Annotated in this window: 14 protein-coding genes and 1 pseudogene; 7 read left to right on the top strand and 8 right to left on the bottom strand. The window is 61.9% G+C overall.

Annotated elements, in window-relative coordinates; all coding sequences use genetic code 11:
• The first annotated feature begins 108 nt into the window (after positions 1-108).
• The 3 genes from J0663_RS23355 to J0663_RS23345 all read left to right on the top strand — a co-directional run bounded on the left by J0663_RS23355 (position 109) and on the right by J0663_RS23345 (position 3,438).
• Complete coding sequence (locus tag J0663_RS23355; RefSeq protein WP_375337268.1) at positions 109-1,287, top strand: alpha/beta hydrolase; 1,179 nt, start codon at positions 109-111, stop codon at positions 1,285-1,287.
• 134 nt (positions 1,288-1,421) lie between these two features.
• Positions 1,422-2,126, top strand: coding sequence for a DUF4272 domain-containing protein (locus J0663_RS23350; protein WP_207245306.1), 705 nt, complete (start codon positions 1,422-1,424; stop codon positions 2,124-2,126).
• A 265-nt stretch (positions 2,127-2,391) separates the two neighbouring features.
• Positions 2,392-3,438 (top strand): magnesium and cobalt transport protein CorA, encoded by a 1,047-nt coding sequence (locus tag J0663_RS23345; RefSeq protein WP_207245305.1) that lies wholly within the window; start codon positions 2,392-2,394, stop codon positions 3,436-3,438.
• On the opposite strand, the pseudogene J0663_RS23340 reads toward J0663_RS23345, so the two are convergent.
• The 3 genes and pseudogenes from J0663_RS23340 to J0663_RS23330 form a co-directional block, all read right to left on the bottom strand.
• Positions 3,435-4,210: pseudogene (locus J0663_RS23340) on the bottom strand (phosphotransferase enzyme family protein). The gene J0663_RS23345 and the pseudogene J0663_RS23340 sit on opposite strands and share 4 nt — an antisense overlap.
• Before the next feature lie 26 nt (positions 4,211-4,236).
• Positions 4,237-5,121, bottom strand: a complete 885-nt coding sequence (locus J0663_RS23335) for an MBL fold metallo-hydrolase (RefSeq protein WP_207245304.1) — start codon at positions 5,119-5,121, stop codon at positions 4,237-4,239.
• Positions 5,122-5,187: 66 nt separating this feature from the next.
• Positions 5,188-5,568 carry a hypothetical protein gene (locus J0663_RS23330; protein WP_207245303.1) on the bottom strand — a complete coding sequence of 127 codons (381 nt, stop codon included), beginning with the start codon at positions 5,566-5,568 and terminating at the stop codon, positions 5,188-5,190.
• A gap of 257 nt (positions 5,569-5,825) precedes the next feature.
• Here J0663_RS23330 and J0663_RS23325 point away from each other — a divergent pair, with 257 nt between their 5' ends.
• From J0663_RS23325 to glgB, 3 genes are read left to right on the top strand one after another with little or no spacing between them, the layout of a single operon-like run.
• Positions 5,826-9,053 carry an alpha-1,4-glucan--maltose-1-phosphate maltosyltransferase gene (locus J0663_RS23325; protein WP_207245302.1) on the top strand — a complete coding sequence of 1,076 codons (3,228 nt, stop codon included), beginning with the start codon at positions 5,826-5,828 and terminating at the stop codon, positions 9,051-9,053.
• The gene (gene treS, locus J0663_RS23320; RefSeq protein WP_207245301.1) at positions 9,054-12,335 is read left to right on the top strand and encodes a maltose alpha-D-glucosyltransferase; all 3,282 of its coding nucleotides are present in this window, start codon (positions 9,054-9,056) and stop codon (positions 12,333-12,335) included. It abuts the gene before it with no gap.
• The gene (gene glgB, locus J0663_RS23315) at positions 12,332-14,536 is read left to right on the top strand and encodes a 1,4-alpha-glucan branching protein GlgB (protein WP_207245300.1); all 2,205 of its coding nucleotides are present in this window, start codon (positions 12,332-12,334) and stop codon (positions 14,534-14,536) included. The genes treS and glgB overlap by 4 nt, the downstream gene beginning before the upstream one ends.
• 6 nt (positions 14,537-14,542) lie before the next feature.
• Here glgB and J0663_RS23310 read toward each other — a convergent pair whose 3' ends face one another.
• Both J0663_RS23310 and J0663_RS23305 read right to left on the bottom strand, forming a co-directional pair.
• Positions 14,543-16,171, bottom strand: a complete 1,629-nt coding sequence (locus J0663_RS23310) for a thiamine pyrophosphate-dependent enzyme (protein WP_207245299.1) — start codon at positions 16,169-16,171, stop codon at positions 14,543-14,545.
• Between the two features lie 25 nt (positions 16,172-16,196).
• Positions 16,197-17,375 (bottom strand): amino acid aminotransferase, encoded by a 1,179-nt coding sequence (locus J0663_RS23305; protein ID WP_207245298.1) that lies wholly within the window; start codon positions 17,373-17,375, stop codon positions 16,197-16,199.
• Between the two features lie 150 nt (positions 17,376-17,525).
• Here J0663_RS23305 and J0663_RS23300 point away from each other — a divergent pair, with 150 nt between their 5' ends.
• Positions 17,526-17,993, top strand: a complete 468-nt coding sequence (locus J0663_RS23300; protein WP_207245297.1) for an Lrp/AsnC family transcriptional regulator — start codon at positions 17,526-17,528, stop codon at positions 17,991-17,993.
• A gap of 14 nt (positions 17,994-18,007) precedes the next feature.
• On the opposite strand, the gene J0663_RS23295 is transcribed toward J0663_RS23300, so the two are convergent.
• The 3 genes from J0663_RS23295 to J0663_RS23285 are packed head-to-tail and all read right to left on the bottom strand — an operon-like array spanning position 18,008 to position 20,828.
• The gene (locus J0663_RS23295) at positions 18,008-18,769 is read right to left on the bottom strand and encodes an ABC transporter ATP-binding protein (RefSeq protein ID WP_207245296.1); all 762 of its coding nucleotides are present in this window, start codon (positions 18,767-18,769) and stop codon (positions 18,008-18,010) included.
• Positions 18,766-19,806, bottom strand: a complete 1,041-nt coding sequence (locus J0663_RS23290; RefSeq protein ID WP_207245295.1) for a FecCD family ABC transporter permease — start codon at positions 19,804-19,806, stop codon at positions 18,766-18,768. The genes J0663_RS23295 and J0663_RS23290 overlap by 4 nt, the downstream gene beginning before the upstream one ends.
• The gene (locus tag J0663_RS23285) at positions 19,803-20,828 is read right to left on the bottom strand and encodes an ABC transporter substrate-binding protein (RefSeq protein ID WP_207245294.1); all 1,026 of its coding nucleotides are present in this window, start codon (positions 20,826-20,828) and stop codon (positions 19,803-19,805) included. The genes J0663_RS23290 and J0663_RS23285 overlap by 4 nt, the downstream gene beginning before the upstream one ends.
• Between the last annotated feature and the right edge of the window lie 12 nt (positions 20,829-20,840).

Here is a 20,840-nt window from a genome sequence, read left to right as displayed (position 1 = left end):
GGGATGGCGCGGGCGATGCCATCCCACGCCGGGGCGGGAACGGCATGCTGGATGATGGTGGACAAAACTCCGCGCCGAAGAGCATGTGGCCTTGAGGGAAACGGATCGATGACGGAACAGCAATCCCGGGGGTTGGCTTCGGCAACTCCCCGAGTCCTGCCGAAGGCGACACTCGCGGTCATCGCCACAATTGGACTGGCGATGCTTGCGGGCTGCGCCACGAGGCCATCGCCTGAAGTCTTGACGCCCGTTCATCTGAACGAGCCGGTCCGTTCCCAAATAGCGCCGGACAAGGTGAGCGTCCTCGTTGCCACCAACAGAACCCCCGATAGTGCGCGCGGCGGCTTCGGCAGAGCTTGGGCCGAGAAGCTTACCTATGAGCAGTATGCGTTTTCCGTTCCTCCAGGGAGGAAGGATACGGCGATCACCTATCCGACGGCAAAGCCGGATCCGGAACGGCAATTTGCCGTCGTCGAGCGCAAGCAGCTACCGAAGGACGCTTTCGTGCAGCAGGCACTCGGCTTCGTGCAGCCGGACGGCACTATCGGCATCTTTGTGCATGGATACAACTACAGTTATCAGGAGGCGCTCTATCGTACCGCCCAGATCGCCGCAGACGCCAAGATCCGGGGCGCGCCGATCCTGTTTTCCTGGCCTTCGGCGGCCTCGGTCGCCGGATATGTCGCCGACCGTGACGCGGCACTTTCCTCGCGCAGCGAACTCGATTCACTCGTCACATCGCTCTCGGCATCAGCCAAGGTGAAGCGCATCATCCTGTTCGGGCACAGCATGGGCGGGTTTCTGGTGATGGAAACGGTGCGGGAGCTCAAGCTGCAGCATCGCGACGCGGTCATCGGCAAACTGGCGGTGTTGCTCGCCGCCCCGGATATCGACGTCGATGTTTTCCGCTCGCAGCTGAAAGACATCGGTGCAATGCCGATGCCGATCTCGCTGCTCGTCTCCAAGGACGACCGGGCGCTGGTGGCCTCGAGCTTCATCGCTGGAGAGCGGCCGCGCGTCGAGCGGCCCGACATCGACGATCCCGTCATCGAGGATGCTGCCTTGAAGGCGAGGCTTCGGGTCATCGACATCACGTCGATCAAGACCTCCGACGGATTGGGTCACGACCGCTACGCATCGCTCGCCAAGTTCGGCACTCAGCTTGCCTCCTTCGAGAGCGGCCGGCGTTCGAGCGCTGGGGATGTCGGCGCCTTCGTCTTCGATGCCGCCGGTGCCGCAGTCGCAAGCCCGTTTCGCTTGGCCGGACGTGTGGTTCACTCGCAATAGACAGGGAGCCTTAAATTGCAAAAAAATTCATTTACCAGTTTTGGAAAAATCGCCTTCGCCGTCCCGCTTGGCATCCCGTTCAAACGCGGAAATGGCTATCGATGCATTGCTGAGATGACAGGAGCCAGCCCACGATGAAGCGCATATTCTCCACCATCCTTGCATTGCTTCTTCCAGTGCAGGCAGTTTCGCAGCCCGCCGACGAGGCTCAAGCGCGCAAGGCCCGGTCCATTGCCCAACTTCAATCGGAGGGCGTGCCGACTATCGATCATCTGCCGACCATCGCCCCCGAAAACGAGAGTACCCGGCGAAAGACGATGGCTGTCGTCCAGCGGACCATTGCGCTGGCGATCGTCGCCGTGAAAGGCGAGACCGGCGACCATGCGATGGGGCAGACGCTTATTCGCCAGTTCAGCGCGGAGGGGTTTTTCACCCCGAAGGAACAGGCTTTCATGGACGATCCCGATCCCTCCGATCAGGATCGGACGAACTTCACCTGGCGTTACGAAGGCGTCCATGTGATGTTGTGGGCGCTTGGGATTGTGCCGGACCTCGAACGTCCCGACCATATTTGCGACGTTCCGTCCATCGCCAACACGCTCCGCGAGCTGGGGACGGACGGCTTGATGCGCCGCGCCAGGCTGCGTCCGCAGGCCGAACTTCTCGATGCCGCCGACCTGATCTACCGATACGATTGGGCCGCCGTGAACGCCAGGTTGAAGGGCGAAGAGCCGCCCGGCGGATTGGATAGGGGCGTCGTCTATGAACGCCACTACGCCCTCAATTGGCTGATCGGCTATATGGATCAGGACTGGGACGATATTTCCACGGATACTTGATGACGCTTACCGCCTCAAGAGGGCGCAGCCTCTCGCCAGGAAAGGAGCCGCGCACATGCTGTCCGTTAAGCATGTTTGCCGGCTAGGACCAAGCTGCCCCGCATTGAGACGGATGCATGTTTTGCGAAATGGCATTAAGATCGGCGCAACGTCGGGGCCGGCGGTGAGCATGAGGCCGAAAACTATGAGCGGCTTTGCGGGACACCATGCTCTGATTCATTGATTTGGATCCGGATACGTTTGTCCGCGGGATGGGAGGCAGGATTTGGAACGGTTGAAGGATATGGAGGGTGTTGCCGCGCGGGAAGGCAGCGGCTCGCCGTCGCCGCGGTACGATCAACGACCGGGCGTCGTGGCTGCCGCCGTATACCAGCACGGGCAGCGCATTCGCGACATCAGGATAGAGGAGGCTGGCGACTGGCGGAACCGGGAGAACGCCATTGTCTGGATCGGCCTGCATGAGCCGGATGAAGTGCTGCTGCACCAGGTCCAGGCGGAGTTCAATCTCCATCCGCTGGCTATCGAGGATGCCGCACAGCCACACCAGCGCCCGAAACTGGAAATTTACGGCGACGCGATGTTCATAGTCGCCCGGACCGCCCATATGAAGGACGGTGAAATCATCTTCGGCGAAACCCACCTGTTCGTCGGCCGCGGTTATGTTGTCTCCGTCCGCCACGGAGAATCCTCCTCCTATCTGGCGGTGCGGCAGCGATGCGAGGCGACGCCCGCCGCGCTGGCCCACGGCGAGAACTACATCCTCTATTCCATCCTCGATTTCATCGTCGACAATTACATGCCGGTGATCGAGGTCGTGCAGGACGAGGTGGAGAAACTCGAGGATCTGGTGCTGCGCGAACAGCTCGGCAAGTCGGACATCGAGCGGCTCTATCTATTGCGGCGCAAGCTTTTGCGGCTGCGCAATGCCGTGGTGCCGCTGGTGGATGTCTGCCGGCGCTACGAGCATATCGATCTTCCCGGCATGGACCCGACGCTCCAGTCGCTGTTCCGCGATGTGACCGATCATGTGCGACGGGTGCAGGAGGATATCGACGCGCTGCGCGAGGTCCTGGCCTTCGCTTTCGAGGCCAGTGTGATGATCGGCCAGACGGAGCAGACGGCGATCGCCCGCAAGCTTGCCGCCTGGGCGGCGATTCTCGCCGTTCCCACCGCGATCGCCGGCATCTACGGGATGAATTTCAACGATATGCCGGAACTTAAGTTCCAATATGGCTATTTCGTCGTCCTCGGCGTCATCGCCGTCTTGTGTCTGAGTCTTTTCGGCTTTTTCCGACGCAGGAAGTGGCTTTAGTCAGACAGCGCTTTCAGCAGCCGGTCTCGATGTCGGTGGATATAGTCGATATCGGCCAGATATAGCTGGGCGTCTCCTGCATCGACGTCCTCCGCGAAGGTTTCGTTTCCGGCCGCAGCGCTCGTCAGCATGAAATCGACGAGGGCCTGGAGCCGCCGGCAGATCATTTCCGGGAGCCGGAGCCGTTCTTCGATTGTTGCCCCATAGGCCGTGCAGAAGAGTTGAGCTCGGCGCAGCTGGTCCTCGGTGCTGAATGAAGCCGCTGGGCCGGCGGGATCGGACAAGGGCGCCCAGCGATAGATCGCATAGGCGACATCCCAGAGGCGCGGCGCCGGATGGGCCGTGTCGAAATCGATAATTCCGACCGCCTCACCATCCGCCGCGGTGACGTTGTAAGGCGCAAAATCTCCGTGGCATATGATCTCGCGCGGTTCCTGCGGCGCCAGCATCCATGTCTGGACCTCGCCGTCCCGCTCCAGAAAGCCTCGCGACGCCGAATGAAAATCGCGCAGAAGCCTGGCCGCCGAAACCAGCATGCGTTCGGAGCCGACGAACGGATCGCCAAGCTCTTCGCAGACGCGCCCGGCGACGTAGCTGACGACCTCGCGGTTCCCGTCAGTGATGTCGATCGGCTCGGGCGCCCCGCAAAGCCCCTGCTCCTGAGATGGCGCAAGAACCGATGCACCGTTGGCGTCCATGTGCCGGAAGGCCTGATGACGGTCTCGCCGTCGCGCCAGATCTGCCCGGTTCGTCCGCCCTCAAGTGGTTTCACGTTATCGCCTCCCGTCTGCGATGCCTCTACGCGGATTTCAACGTTTCGAGACGGGCATGAACCGTCGCGCCAAGGTTTGTCTCATGGCAGTTCCGGTAGAATGTCACCGTGTCCGAAGGCATCCCATTGGGAATGGCAACGAAATCTTCAAGCCCGAAGCCGCTTGAACTCCCGAGCTGTCTATCCGTCAGCCGGTCCTCGCTCAAGCTACCGACGCGATCGGCCAAGGCCTCGAAATAGGCGAGGTTGGCATCCACGGTCGAGGGCGAAGATGTCCTGCCATGCGCCGGAATAACCAGCCTCGCCTCGAGGTCGCGAATATGCTGAAGCGAGGAACGGATCAGGTCAAGATCAGCCGCACTTCTGCTCCAGACTTCGGGGATAGGATATTCCACCGCATCGACGGCGAGGCAGATGCGCAGCTGCGGAATCCAGATGGCGATATGATCCGGCGTGTGCCCCGGCGTGTGAATGAGCTCCAGCGTCAAGTCGCCGCCGTTGAGGGCCATCGAGCCGGAGAAGGTGATGTCGGGACCGATGACCTCGACGCTGCCGAACCGAGGCTCGTCGCTCGTCTTGTCCTTCAGGATCTGCTGTGTGGAAGGGTTGCGCAGGCGGTCGAGTGCTGCGGCATGCGCAATGATCGGGGCGCGCCCGGCAATGGCGCCATTCCCCCAGAAGTGATCCCAATCCATGTGCGAGTTGACGACGATCAGGGGACGCGTCTTCTCCTGCTTTTCGTCGAGAAGATCCAGCGCCATCCGGCATTGCTCGGGCGTGCCGAGCGTGTCGATCAGCACGTTGAACCTTTCGGTCCGGACAAACACGGCATCCACCTCGTCTCCCGCCCTGACGATCACGATCCGCTCGTCGAGGTCGGGATATGAGCACAATTCTACCGGTGCATTCACCTCTCGTCGCCTCCGTGCAATCGCAGTGATTTCACTCAGATACATCAAATTCTGCGTTGACGCTTGCTAAGGACGACTGCCGGCGTCCTCTCGGTCAGGCTTCCGCTTTACGGGAACGTCCACATTCCACTTCCCCATTACGAGGTTCGGCACGGCGGCGGGACATATCACCATTACGCTGGGTTTCGAGCGGCCGAGGCTCGTCGGCGTCCATTGGGCCCGGAGCGGGACCGTACAACGGGGAACCACCACCTTCGCGTTGGGATCAAGCGCGTCCCACTGCTGCTGTCCCTTGGCGTTCTCCTGCGCGATGAAACGTCTGGCCTCCTCACGGATTTCGAAGAGGCCGTGCTTTTCCGGTGTCGAGCGATCGGTCTCGATGCTCCAGGAGGCCAGGCACGCAACGCAGGCCACGAGTTCGATGGTGAAGAGTATTGATCGCAGCATTGATGCGCTCTCAACCGTCCGAGAGGTTCCGGCTTGGCAATGGTCAGAAGATCTTTTAGCGCATGGCCTCAATATCTCCACCGGAAAATCATGCGGCTTCCTTCTCCCTTTTAGTGAGACCGATCTGCCTGATGACCTCGTATCCCCGATGACTTGATGCCGCCTGCGATGGCGCATGCAGCCGTGAATTGACGGTTTGAGTGGAACAACCTCCGCCAAAGGAAGTTTGCCTGAAAAGCAATGCGAGGCGGCGGCCGATGTTATTCTCTGCGAAGCAGGGTGTGCTGAGCACCCCACCCCGGATCTATTATGTCAATCCGCTCCTTCTCCAAGGCATCGATGCATGGCGCGAGGTTTTCGACCATGCGGCAGATACCGGTTTCGACCATGTGCTGACAGCGCCCCTCTTCGACCGGGGCGGGGACTGCAGCGTCTTCACCTCTCAACATTTCGATCGTCTCGATACTGAACTGCAGCTCGGAAGCGCGGTCGAGGAGGGGCTGTCCCGCCTGGTGGAGACGGCCGACAAGAGCGGCGTCGGCTTGATGATGGACCTGATGCTCGACGGGAAAGCGCGAGACCCGAAAGCGGGCTTTTATCCTGTCGATCCCCGTCGCTCGCCGCTCGACCCAGTAGAGCCGATGGCCATGATGGAAGCGGATCGGCAATCGCATTTGCTGGCGGAATGGACCGAACGGCTGCGGCGCTTCTCCGGCCTCGGCCTCACCGGCTACCGGGTGCTCGGGATCGATCGAGCGGCCCCAGCGCTTTTCAAAGCGCTGATTGCAGCGGTGCGGGAGAAGGCTGACGCGCAATTCTTCGCCTGGACGCCCGGCACCGATTTCGCGGTGAGGCGAGCGATTGCGGATGCGGGTTTTTCAGGGTGTTTTTCGTCTATGGCCTGGTGGGATCTCGATGAGAGATGGTTCGTCGAGGAGCATCGCGTCCAGGAGCCGCTCGGCTGGCAGGTCGCTTTTCCGGAGCCGCCATTCGCAAGGCGCATCGCGCACGGAACCGAGAGCCGCGAGATTCTCGAACGGCGCGCCGTCAGAGCACTGCGGCTTGCAGCCTCGCTCGGTGGCGGCCTCATGGTTCCCATGGGCTTCGAATATGGTGCGGCGACACCGCTCGATCCGACCCACGGCGATGGTTCGGGATTGCGGAAGCTGCGCCATGATCTCGCCTTTGATATCTCCTCCGAAATACGCGTCGCCAATAGCGAAATCGGCAAGGCCGGCCGTACTCGCGCTCCCTCGCTTCGCCTGATCCGCAACGCCAATGGGCCGGTTTCGGCGCTCGTTCAATCCGAGACGCAGGATATTCGCAGCGCATCGAATGTGCGGTTCGTTCTGATTAACAGGGACCTCAGGCGAAGTGCGCCCGCGCCGGTGACGGCGCTTCGCGAAGCGGCCTCCGGCTATCTTCCCGTCACTGCCGATGACGCTGTCCTGCGCCTGCGGGCAGGGGAGACCCGGGTGATAGAAGGCAAGGCGCCGGAGCCGATCACGTCCAGACCGGCCCTCGAGATCGAGCAGGCGGTAGCCTCGCCGCGGCTTGCCATCGAAAACATCATGCCGCGGGTCGATGACGGGCGCTTTCCGGTCAAGCGCGTCGTCGGCGACAACGTCACCGTTGAGGCCGACATCTTCGCCGATGGGCACGACCCGATCGCCGCCGTCCTGCTCTGGCGGCCGCACGATGCCATGGCGGGGTGGAATGAGACAGAGATGCAGTTGGTCGAGAACGACCGATGGCGCGCGGAATTTCTGCTGGAGCGGATAGGACGCTATGAGTTCGCCGTTGAGGCGTGGAAAAACCCCTTCGCGATCTTCCGTTATGAACTGACCAAGAAGCACGATGCGAGGCTGGACCTGAAGCTGGAGCTTCAGGAGGGTCTGAACCTCGTCCGGGCCGCGAAGGCCGAAGGGCCGGCGGCACTCGGCGCCGACTTGCAGGCGCTCATCGACAGTCTCGAAAATGCTTCCGACTCCGAACGCACGGCGATCCTGCTCGATCCCGAGACATCCGAATTGATGCACAGGGCCGACAGGCGGCCGTTCCGGCTTCGCTCCACGGCAAGCGCCGTCGATGCCGAACGCAAGTCGGCGGCTTTCGCCAGCTGGTACCAGATCTTCCCACGCTCGCAGAGCGGCGATCCGAACCGACACGGCACCTTTGACGACGTCATCCCGAGATTGCCGGATATCCGCGACATGGGCTTCGACGTGCTCTACTTCCCGCCGATTCATCCGATTGGAACGACCAACCGGAAGGGGCGCAATAACAGCCTGAAGGCAGCACCCGGCGATCCCGGTAGCCCCTATGCCATCGGCTCCGAGGACGGCGGCCACGATGCCATCCATCCAGAGCTCGGCGATTTCGAGGATTTCCGCCGGCTGGTCGAGGAGGCGGGCCAGCACGGGCTGGAGATCGCCCTCGACCTCGCGATTCAAGCCTCGCCCGATCATCCCTGGCTGACGGAACATCCCGGCTGGTTCGACTGGCGGCCCGACGGCACGATCAAATATGCCGAGAACCCGCCGAAAAAATACGAGGACATCGTCAATGTCGATTTTTACGCGAAAGACGCGCTGCCTTCTCTATGGGTGGAGCTCAGGGATATCGTCCAGCTTTGGGTCGACCAGGGGGTCAAGCTGTTTCGCGTCGACAATCCGCACACCAAACCCTTCCCGTTCTGGGAATGGCTGATTGGCGATATCAGGGCGCGCCATCCCGAGGTCGTCTTCCTGTCGGAAGCCTTCACCAAGCCGAAGGTCATGTACCGGTTGGCGAAGATCGGCTTCTCTCAGTCCTATACCTACTTCACCTGGCGCAATACCAAGTGGGAGCTCGAGCAATATATGCGGGAGCTGACCGAGACGGCGCCGAAGGAATTCTTTCGCCCGCATTTCTTCGTCAATACCCATGACATCAACCCGGATTTTCTTCAGAACGCGCCGCGCCCGGCCTTCTTGATCCGCGCGGCACTCGCCGCCACTTTGTCCGGGCTATGGGGTGTTTATAACGGTTTCGAACTGTGCGAGGGGCGCCCTGATGCCAAGCGGAAGGAATATGCCGATAGCGAGAAATATGAGATCCGCGCCTGGGACTACGACCGGCCGGGCAACATCATCGCCGAAATCCGGATGCTGAACCGTATCCGTAACGAAAACACCGCGCTGCATTCGCATCTCGGGTTGACGATGCTGAATGCCGGGAATGACAACATTCTGTTCTTCGAAAAGGCGAGCCGCGCCCGCGACAATGTCTTGCTGATCGCAATCAGCCTTGATCCCCATCGCTTCCAGGAAAGCAACGTCGAGCTGCCGCTCTGGAAATGGGGGCTCGGTGACAGCGGCGCCCTCGACGCCGAGGATCTGGTCGCGGGGCATCGGTTCAGGTGGAACGGCAAATGGCAGAGAGTGAGTTTCAATCCTCAGATCCTGCCATTCGCGATCTGGCGCGTACGCGCAGCGGAGGCATGAATGGACACGATGAACCCCGGTAGCGTCGAACCGCTGCTCTGGTATAAGGACGCGATAATCTATCAGCTGCACATCAAGTCGTTCTACGACGCCAATGGCGATGGCGTCGGCGATTTTGCCGGCCTGAATCAGAAGCTCGACCACATCGCAGCGCTCGGTGTCAACGCGATCTGGCTTTTGCCCTTCTTTCCCTCACCGCGCCGTGACGATGGTTACGACATTGCCGACTACGGCAATGTCAGTCCTGACTACGGAACGATGGAGGATTTCCGCGCCTTTGTTGACGCCGCCCATCAGCGCAACATTCGTGTCATCATTGAGCTTGTCATCAACCACACCTCCGACCAGCATCCCTGGTTCCAGCGTGCGCGCCATGCACCCGCGGGATCACCGGAGCGAGACTTCTATGTCTGGTCGGACAACGACCAGAAATTCCCGGAAACGCGCATCATCTTCCTCGACACGGAAAAATCCAACTGGACATGGGATGCCGTCGCCGGCGCCTATTATTGGCACCGCTTCTATTCCCACCAGCCGGACCTCAATTTCGACAGCCCGCTTGTCATGGAAGAGCTGCTGAAGGTGATGCGCTTCTGGCTGGAAACGGGCATCGACGGCTTCCGTCTCGACGCGATCCCCTATCTCGTCGAGCGCGAGGGAACGATTAACGAAAATCTGTCGGAAACCCATGCGATCCTGAAACGCATCCGTGCGGCCCTCGACGCTACGCATCCCGGCGTGATGCTGCTGGCCGAAGCCAATCAGTGGCCGGAGGACACCCGCGAATATTTCGGCGACGGCGACGAATGCCACATGGCCTTTCACTTCCCGCTGATGCCGCGCATGTACATGGCGATCGCCAAGGAGGATCGGTTTCCGATCACCGATATCCTGCGACAGACGCCGGAGATTCCCGAGAACTGCCAGTGGGCGATCTTCCTGCGCAACCACGACGAGCTGACGCTGGAAATGGTCACCGATGCCGAACGGGACTATCTTTGGGAGACCTATGCCTCCGACAAGCGCGCCCGCATCAATCTCGGCATCCGGCGGCGCCTGGCGCCGCTGATGGAGCGCGATCGCCGGCGCATCGAGCTGATGAACGCGCTTCTCCTCTCGATGCCGGGAACGCCTGTCATCTATTACGGCGACGAGATCGGCATGGGCGACAATATTTATCTCGGCGACCGGGATGGGGTGAGGACGCCGATGCAGTGGTCGCCGGATCGCAATGGCGGCTTCTCCAGGACGGACCCTGCGCGACTTGTCCTGCCGCTGATTGCCGATCCGCTTTACGGCTACGAAGCCGTCAATGTCGAGGCGCAGAGCACGGACGCGCATTCGCTGCTCAATTGGACGCGCAAGATGCTGGCCCTGCGCGGCCGGCATCCGGCTTTCGGGCGCGGCTCGCTGCGGTTCCTCTCGCCCGAGAACCGCAAGATCCTCGCCTATCTCAGGGAATATGACGGGGAGACCCTGATGTGCGTCGCAAACCTCTCGCGCCTGCCCCAGGCGGTCGAGCTCGACCTGTCGGCCTTCGAGGGCCGGGTGCCGATCGAGCTGACCGGCATGTCGCCCTTTCCGCCGATCGGTCAACTGACCTATCTGCTGACGCTGCCGCCCTACGGCTTCTTCTGGTTTCAGCTGGAGGCGGATGCCGACCCGCCGGCTTGGCGCACGGCGCCGCCCGAGCAGCTTCCCGATTTCGTGACGATGGTCATCCGCCGCGGGTTGCTCGACCTCGTCGACGAGCCCGGGCACGCGCGCCTTCTCAGCAACGAAATCCTCCCGGCCTATCTCGCCCGGCGGCGCTGGTTCGGGGCGAAGGACCAGCCGCTTCAGGCGGCGCGGCTGATCTCGGCTACGCCGATCCCTTATGCAGACGGCGTCGTTCTCGGCGAGTTGGAGGCTGTGCTGCCGAACCACAGCGAATCCTATCAGTTGCCGCTGACGATCGCCTGGGATGATGCACAGCCAACGGCATTGACCCAGCAGTTGGCGCTGGCGCGGGTGCGGCAGGGCAGGCGCGTCGGCTTTCTGACAGACGGATTTGCTGTTGAATCGATGGCGCGCGGCGTCCTGCGCGGTCTTGCCGACCGCTCGCGCATCACCGGCCGCACCGGCACCCTCGAATTCCTCGGCACGGAACGGCTTGACCGCCTTGCTATCACCGATGATCTGCCGGTCCACTGGCTTTCGGCCGAACAATCGAACAGCTCGCTGATTGTCGGCGACGTCGCGATGATCAAGCTGATCAGGCACATTTTTCCCGGCGTCCATCCGGAGGTCGAGATGACGCGCTTTCTCACCCGGGCCGGCTACGACCACACGGCGCCGCTGCTCGGCGAGGTTGCACACACCGATTCCGCCGGGCGTCGTTCGACATTGATCATCGTCCAGGGCGCAATCCGCAATCAGGGCGACGCCTGGAACTGGATGCTGAACAATCTGCGCCGCGCCGCCGACGAACTCGTGTTGAACGATCCCGCCGTCCAGCCGGGCGATGACGTTTTCCGCTCGCTGATCAGCTTCGTCGCGATGGTTGGCCTGAGGCTCGGCGAATTGCACGTCGTGCTCGCCGGCGAAAATGCAGACGAGGCCTTCAGCCCCGTCATGGCCGGCGATAGCGAAGTCGAGGCGATCAAGAAGGCGGTTGCCGGCGAGGTCGCCTATGCCATGTCGAAACTCGCCGAGCGCGAGGTGGGGGCGGATCCGGCAATCGACCTGCTTTCGGCACCGCTTCTCGAACGCCGCTCCGAACTGATCGAGCTCGCCGCGAGGCTGGCAGAGAGCGCCCGCGATACGCTCATGACACGCACACATGGCGACTTCCATCTCGGCCAGATTCTCGTCAGCGAGGGTGATGCTGTCATCATCGACTTCGAAGGTGAGCCGGCGAAAAATCTGGCCGAGCGCCGCGCCAAGACGGTTCCGTTGCGCGACGTCGCCGGCCTTCTAAGATCCCTGAGCTATCTGGTCGCCACCGCCCAGCTGGATAACGACGCCGTTACCGAACACGAAAACGAAGTCCGCCGCGGCGCCATCGCCCGTTTCGGACACAACGCCGAGGCGGCTTTTCTCGATGCCTATTGGGAGGCGGTCGCGGCGTCGAAGGAGCTTGCCATGCCGCCCGATCGCCGACGAAGGCTTCTCGATGCCTTTCTTCTCGAAAAGGCAGCCTACGAGATCGCCTATGAAGCTCGCAACAGGCCGAAGTGGTTACCGATCCCGCTTGCCGGCCTGACCGAAATCGTATCGCGCCTGGCGGGAGTGACGGCATGAATGTTGAGCGCTCGGAATTTCTCTCAGGCATTGGACAGGATGCGCTCTGGGCCCTGATCGAGGGCCGCCATGGCGATCCGTTTTCAATCCTCGGCCCCCATGAAAGCGGGGGCATGACGATCGTGCGCGTCTTCCTGCCCGGCGCGGAGGCGGTCGATCTCGTCGAGGCGGCAAGCGGGCGGGTGGTGACGCCGTTCAGCATCGCCCATCCAGCCGGTTTGTTTGCCGCTGCGACCGCTTCGAGGAGTGGATATCGGCTGCGGATCACTTGGCCGGACGCGGTGCAAGTCACCGAGGATCCCTACAGCTTCGGTCTTCTGCTCGGGGAGCTCGACCTTCACCTGATATCGGAAGGCACGCACTACAGCCTCAGCCGGACGCTCGGTGCGATTGATATGTCGATCGACGGCGTACCGGGTGTTCGTTTCGCCGTCTGGGCGCCGAATGCGCGGCGCGTCTCGGTTGTTGGCGACTTCAACGCCTGGGACGGACGCCGGAATCCGATGCGGCTGAGGCAATCGGCGGGCGTATGGGAGCTGTTCGTCCCACGTCTCGCCCCTGGGGAAAGATACAAGTTCGAGATCATCGACGCGCATGGAAACTGCCTGCCGCAGAAGGCCGATCCGGTCGCGCGGGCAAGCGAGGCCGCCCCGTCCACTGCCTCGATCGTCGCGTCCTCGGCACGCTTTCGATGGACTGATGACAATTGGATGAAAGGCCGGTCGCGGCAGGAAAGACTGGAAGGCGCGGTCTCCGTTTACGAGGTACACGCCGGCTCCTGGCTGCGCGAGAATGGCGGGCGGTCGCTCGACTGGGTCGAGCTCAGCCAGCGGCTCGTTCCCTATGCAAGAGAGATGGGATTTACCCATATCGAGCTGCTGCCGATCATGGAGCATCCCTTCGGCGGCTCCTGGGGCTATCAGCCGCTCGGCCTCTTCGCTCCGACCGGCCGTTATGGAACTCCTGAAGATTTCGCCTATTTCGTCGACCGCTGCCATGGCGCCGGGATCGGCGTGATCCTCGACTGGGTGCCGGCCCATTTCCCCACAGACGTCTGGGGACTTGCCCGCTTCGACGGGACTGCGCTCTACGAACACGAGGACCCGCGCGAGGGCTTTCATGGCGACTGGAACACGCTGATCTACAATCTCGGCCGCAACGAGGTGAAGGGCTTCCTGATCGCCAGCGCGCTCGAATGGCTCGAACGCTACCATATCGATGGATTGCGCGTCGACGCCGTCGCCTCGATGCTCTACCGCGACTATAGCCGCAAGGAGGGGGAATGGATTCCGAACCGCTATGGCGGCCGCGAGAACCTGGAGGCGGTGGAATTCTTCAAGCACTTGAACAGCATCATCCACGAGCGCTGCCCGCATGCGATGACGATTGCCGAGGAATCGACCGCCTGGCCCGGCGTCACCAAACCACCTGAAGAGGGCGGACTCGGCTTCGACATCAAATGGAACATGGGCTGGATGCATGACAGCTTGAGCTACATTTCGAAGGACCCGGTCTACCGAAGCTATCACCACAACACGATGACCTTCGGCATGATCTATGCCTATTCCGAGCGCTTCATGCTGCCGATTTCGCACGACGAGGTCGTCTATGGAAAAGGCTCGCTGCTCGGCAAGATGCCGGGCGACGAATGGCAGAAATTTGCCAATCTGCGCAGCTATCTCGCCTTCATGTGGGGCCACCCCGGCAAAAAGCTGATGTTCATGGGCGGCGAGATCGCCCAGCCGGGCGAGTGGAACCATGACGCATCGGTCACGTGGGACGTGCTGGACCGGCCGGCGCATGCGGGGCTTCAGCGGCTGGTCAAGGATTTGAACGCCTTCTATGGTCAGGAGCTGGCCCTGCAGTTCGGCGATTTCCATCCCGAGGGTTTCGAATGGGCGGCTGCCGACGATGCCGTCAACTCCGTCCTCGGCATGCTCCGTTATGCCCCCGATCGCTCCTCCTCGGTCCTTGTCGTCTCGAATTTCACGCCGGTGCCGCGTTATGGCTACCGGATCGGCGTGCCACAGGACGGCGTGTGGATCGAGAGGATCACCACGGATGCAAGCGAATATGGCGGCTCGGGCCTCGTCAACGGGGCAGTGTCGAGCGAGCCCGTACCTTCGCATGGCAGGCCCGTCTCGCTCTCGCTGACGCTGCCGCCGCTGGCGACGATCTTTCTGAAGGGACCATCGCCTTGAGGGGCTTCATTCGGCGTGCGGAGCCGGATGAATGAAAGGCCAGGGGCTCGCCTCGGATCCCTTTTCGACGGGAACTTCTATAAGGACAGGCTCATCGAGTGAGAGCGCTTTCTCCAATATGCCTCTCAGTTCGCCTGGGCTTGTCGCCTTGAAGGATCGGATGCCGAAGCTTTCGGCGAGGGTGACGAAGTCGGGATTGGTGAGATCCGAGCCTAGAATGCGGCCTTTATAGGTCTGCTGCTGGTCGCGCAGCACATTGCCGTAGGCAGAGTTGTTGAAGACGATGGCGACGATGGCGATCTTGTGCTGCACGGCGGTGGCAAGCTCCTGGACGCCGAACATGAAACCGCCATCACCCGATACGGAGATGACCACTTTGTCGGGATTGGCGACTTTCACGCCCAAGGCGGTGTTGAAGCCGAAACCGAGATTATCCTGGTAACCGCATGTCACATATAGGCGAGGTCCGTAGGTCGGGAATGCAAAGCGGGCGGTGAAGCCCATCTGGCTGACCTCCTCGACAAAGAAACCGTCTCTCGGCAAAGCTTCGCGGATGGCTTGGAGATAGCCAAGCTGCGGCTGCACCGCCGAGAAGCGAGACCTCGCCTCTTCATTGAGCGCGGCAAATTCAGGCGTGCGTTTCTCGCGGCTGTAACCGGCCAGCGCAGCGGTCAGCGCCTGCGTTCCGTCCCTCGCATCCGCGACGATACCGACATCGGGCTTCAGGCGGACCATCTCGGTCGGATCAATATCCATACGGATGACCTTCAGACCCTTGGGAAGCCACTTCCACCGCATGAACTGCAATTCGAGCCGGCTGCCAATCCCGATCAGCACATCGACCTTTTTCCAATATTCATAGGCGGCGACGAAATTCAGAGTGTTCGGATGGTCGTCGGCGACGATACCCTTGCCGGAGCGATGGGAGGTGACCGGCGCCTGCAGCAATTCCGCAAGCGCGGCGATCTCTGGGCCGGCATTCGCCGCGCCGCCGCCGACCATGATCAGCGGATTGCTGGCGCCTGATATCAGCGCTGCCGCAGCGGCGATCTGGTCAGGATTGACGGCCGGATCAGGTGCTCTCTTGGCAAGGGGGAGATCGATTTCAGGGCCGAATTGCCCAAACACGTCCCATGGCGCTTCGACTGCTCCCGGCCCCTGGCGGCCCGAAAGCATCTTGCTGAGGACCCCGGCCAAGACAGGCCCGGTTTCGGACTGATGGTTGATCCGCTCTGCCGTCTTGGTAATCCCGCGCATCGTCGCGAGTTGGTCCGGCAGTTCGTGCAGTTGCCCTCTGCCTTGTCCAATCAGATGCGACATGATGTTGCCGGTGATGCAAAGCACCGGCGCATTGGCGCCGTAAGCGGTGCAAAGGGCCGCGCCGGAATTGAGGACGCCTGGGCCGGGGACGACGGTATAGGCGCCGACCCGGCCGGTGGACTTGGCATAACCGTAGGCCATGTAGGCCGCACCCTGTTCGTGCCGGGTGTGAATGAACCGGATTTTATCGCCAGCGCCGTAGAGGGCGTCGTTGAAGTCATACATGTGGGCGCCCGGGATGCCGAAGACCGTATCGATCCCATGGGCGACAAGCGAACGGGTGATCGCCTGGCCGGTCGTTTCTTTCCTGCTCATTCGGAGGCTCCAATGCTTCGTTCGGTTACGATCTCAGGCAGCCTTCGGCCCGGAGCGCAGCGACGATGGCGCCGGCATCGGCAGGCTGCATGCCGGCAAGGTTCATGCGCCCGGAATCCGCCATGTAGATGCCGTGCCTGGCTCTGAGGGCAGCGGCCGTTTCCTTGGACATGGCGAGATTGGAAAACAGCCCGCGTTGGCGGCTGATAAAGGCGAGATCGGCAGAGGCCGTGGCCAGCGCGGCACGATTGCCGTTGACGCGCAGGCACATCTCTTCGAGTTCGACGCGCCACATTGTCGTCATTTCGGGGCTTTCGAGAATGGCCCTGACGACGGCAGCCCCATGATCCGGCGGCATGGACCAGTTGACGCGGGCAAGCGCCGCCATGTTGCTTTCCGCCTTTCTGACGTCATCGGCATTGCGAGCCACGACATAAAGTGCGCCGACGCGTTCGCGATAGAGGCCGAAGTTCTTGTCGCAGGAATAGGCGATCAGCGCCTCGTCGACCGCACCGAGGATCATGCGTGTCGGGGCGGCATCCTGTTCGAGGCCGTCGCCGAGCCCCTGATAGGCAAGATCGATGAAGGGCACCAGCCTGTGCGCGACGAGGAGGTCGGTAATCTTTCGCCATTGCTCGATGGTGAAATCGATGCCAGTTGGGTTATGGCAGCAACCGTGAAGCAGCACGACGTCGCCTTCCCCGGCGGAAGACAAGGCGGAGACGACGCTGTCGAATGTCACCTGCTGTGAAGTCAGGTCCACGAAGGCGTATTCCTTCACGCCCAAGCGTGCCGAAGCGAAAATCGGTGCATGGTTGGGCCAGCTCGGCGTTCCCAAAAAAACTTTTGCTGATGGGTTTGCCGTTTGAATGAGCTCCGCGCCGAGACGGAGCGCGCCGCTGCCGCCGGGCGTTTGAATACCGGCGAGCCGTTGGGCGAATTTCGGCGCGTTGCCGAAGATGATCGGCTCAAGCAGGCGCACGAATTGCAGATCGCCTTCGGGGCCGAGGTATTTCTTGCTGTCCTGGTTCTCCAGGAGAAATTGCTCCGCAGCCTTCACGGCCCTCATGACAGGCGTGCGTCCCATCGCATCGCGATAGACCCCGACCCCGAGGTCGATCTTTCCCAGGCGATCGTCAGCCTGGAAGGCCTTGATGAGGGCAAGCAGGCTGTCGGCCGGCCGGCTGTTCAGTTGGTCAAACACAGTTCCACCTCGATCTTTTTTAGGTGGCCGGAGATTAACTGAAGTTCCATGGCGAATTTCTGCGATTTTCTCCCTATTTAAGCGCGATCATGCAGACAATCAGCGAAAACAGCTTATGATGTGCAGAAAATCACGGTTGGAGGAGGTGCTATGCTTGACCAGTTCGATATCAAACTGCTTGCCGCACTCCAGCAAAACAGCGAGCTGACGCAGAGCGAACTCTCTCAGAAGGTCAATCTCTCGGCGACCCAATGCGCACGTCGTTTGGAAAGGCTGCGCAATGAGCAATATATCCAAGGCGTCGTCGCCATCCTCAATCCCGCAAAACTGGGTTTCACGGTCGTTGCTCATACGCTCGTCAGCTTGAGAGCACATACCGAAGGCGGAAACGAGAAACTTCATCGCTTCATCGAGACCGCGCCGGAGATTTTGGAGTGCTATTCGCAGACCGGCGACGCCGACTTTCTGATGAAGGTGATGACGCGCGACCTCGACCATCTCAGCCAGTTTCTCGAAAGGATGATCCGCGTCACCGACAATCTGGCATTGGTCAAATCGAGCATCGTCCTCAGGACATTGAAAAAGACCACGGCTTTGCCGCTGCAGATCGTGTCGTGAGAGCGAGCCCGCTCTCACTTGAGATAGTGGATATGCGGGCGCGAATGATAGGGCGAGGCTTCGATCCGCGCCTCGATAGAAAAGACCTCGCGCAGTAGCTTCTCGCTCAGCACGTCCTCAGGCGTGCCGGAGGCGACGATCCGGCCTTGGTGCATGATGATCAGCCGGTCGCAGAACATGGCGGCATGGTTGAGATCGTGCAGCGCGACGATGCTGGTGATCGGCAGGCCGGAGACGAGCCGCATCAGGCCGATCTGGTGCTGGATATCGAGATGGTTGGTGGGCTCGTCGAGGATCAATTCCCTAGGCGATTGAGCGAGCGCCCTGGCGATATGGGTGCGCTGCTTTTCGCCGCCGGAAAGACTCTGCCAGCGGTCGTCGCGCTTCTCCGCCATGCCGGCGCGGGCGAGTGCCGCTTCCACCGCTTCTTCGTCGGCCTTCGTCCAGCCCGAGAACATCGAACGGTGCGGGAAGCGGCCGAGCTTGACGACGTCGACGACCTTCAGATTGGCGTTCGTCGTCGCGTGCTGCTCGACGAAGGCGATGCGACGGGCGATCGAGCGGCGACTGATCGTGCCGATGTCGCTGCGGTCGAGCATGACGCGGCCGGAATGCGGCCGCTTCAGGCCGGCGAGAAGCCTGAGCAGCGAGGTCTTGCCCGAGCCGTTCGGCCCGAGCAGGCCGAGCATCCGGCCGGGCTCAGCCTCCATGGAGACGCCGTCCAGAATGGTCTTCCTGCCAATTTTCCAGGTGACATTGTCGGCCTTGATGCTCATGACGCGCGCTGGAACCGGTAGAGGATGATCGAGAAGAAGGGAACGCCCACCAGCGCCGTGACGACGCCGATCGGCAGGATCTGGCCGGGAATGAGGGCACGCGCAGCGATGTCGGCGAGCACCATGAAGATCGCTCCCCCGATGGCGCAGGCCGGCAGCAGACGGATATGCAACGGCCCGACGACGAAACGGGCGACATGCGGCACGACGAGGCCGACGAAGCCGATCGAGCCGACCATGCTGACGATCGTGGCGGTCATCATCGCCGTCAGTGCGAAGAGCACCATGCGGGCGCGCCCGACATTGACGCCAAGCGAGGATGCCGCCTCGTCGCCGAAAGCGAAGGCGTCGAGCACGCGGGCATAGAGCAGACAGGCGGCAAGGCCGAGACCGACGACGACCGAGACCAGCGCGAATTCCGGCCAGCGCACGCCGCTGAAGCTGCCGAGCAGCCAGAACATGACGTCGCGGGCCTGCTGGGCGTTGGCCGAGGTGGTGACGATATAGGAGGTCGAGGCGTTGAAGAGCTGGGATGCGGCGACACCGGCAAGGATGGTGCGGTCGGCGCCGCCGCGGGTGCCGTTGGAAAGCAATGCGACAAAGAAGAAGGCTGCGAAGGCGCCGGCAAACGCGCCTGATGATAGGGATACCGCGCCCGAGCCGAGCCCGAGGATAACGATCGCGACGGCGCCGGTAGACGCGCCGGCCGAGATGCCGAGCACATAGGGTTCGGCAAGCGGGTTGCGCAGCAGCGACTGCATGATCGCGCCCGACAGCGCCAATCCGGCGCCGCAGAAGGCGGCGACCAACGCCCGGCTCAGGCGATAATCCCAAATGACCGTCTCGTGGATGCGGTTGAGCTCGACCCCGGTCCATCCGAGCCGGTTGGTGACCGCCGAAAAGGTGGTCGTAAGCGGGATCGGCAGATCGCCGATCCCGACGCTGACGCCGATGGCGACCGCGATGAGGCACAGGGAAGCCAGGAGCAGTACGGTGACCGCTCCCAGCTGCCGGAAGAGACGGCCTGCGTCAGTCACTTCCGCAGACCAAGCGCCTTCAGCTGCTCTGTCACCTGCTCGGCGCCGTAGATCGTGCGGATGGTCGGGTTCATCGCCTGTCCGTCCATGACGACAAGAGCCTTGTTCTTGACGGCCGGGATCTGGCTGACGGCCGGATCGGTGTTGAGGAACTTGATCTTGGCTTCCGGCTTGTCGAGCTCCCAGCGATTGCGGTCGAGGCTGGCGACGACGATGACGTCGGGATTGGCGGCGATGATGCCTTCCCAGCCGACGGTCGGCCATTCCGCCTCTGCGGTGATCGCATTGTGCCCGCCGAGCAGGTCGGCGATGAAGCCGGAGGCGCCGTTCTTGCCGCCGACATAGGCGTCGGCCGACGGGCTGGGGCTGGAGAACCAGAAGACGTAGGAGAGGTTCTTGCCGTCCTTGGAAACGCTCGCGCGAAGCTTGGCTTCACGCGCCTTGAAATCGGCAATCACAGCCTGGCCGCGGTCGGCAACGTCGAAAATCTGCGAGAGTTCGTCGATCTCTTTATAGAGGAGGTCCATGTTCCACAGCTCACCGCGACTGCCGTACTGGTCCTTGACGTCCTTGGTGCTGAGGCAGGTGCTGGGCGAGAGATAGGTCGCGACGCCGACCTTGTCGAAATCCTCGCGCTTGGCGATCTTGCTGTTCGGCCCGACGAGGCTCGGCAGGGCGACGGCCACGAAATCGGGATTTTCGGCGAGCATGGATTCGAAGGTCGGCATCTCGACCGTGAGAAGCTTGACCTTGGCATTGGCCTCGGCGAGCTGCGGCAGGACCTTGCTGGGCCAGAAGGCGGTGCCGACCATCTTGTCCTGAAGGCCGAGCAGCAGCAGGATTTCCGCGCTGTTCTGGCCAAGCCCGATTGCCCGCTCGGGCGCCTTCTTGAACGTCACCTCGGCGCCGCAGTTCTCCAGCGTCAGCGGATAGGAGGTCGAACCGGCGAAGGACGGGGTTGCGGCAAGGCCGATCAAGGCGGAGAGGCCGCAGGCGGCCAGAAGTGAGTTGATGCTGGTCACGAAGATAATCCC

The sequence above is a fragment of the Rhizobium lentis genome (assembly GCF_017352135.1).
Taxonomy (GTDB): domain Bacteria; phylum Pseudomonadota; class Alphaproteobacteria; order Rhizobiales; family Rhizobiaceae; genus Rhizobium; species Rhizobium lentis.
This window is presented reverse-complemented; position numbering and strand designations above follow the sequence as displayed.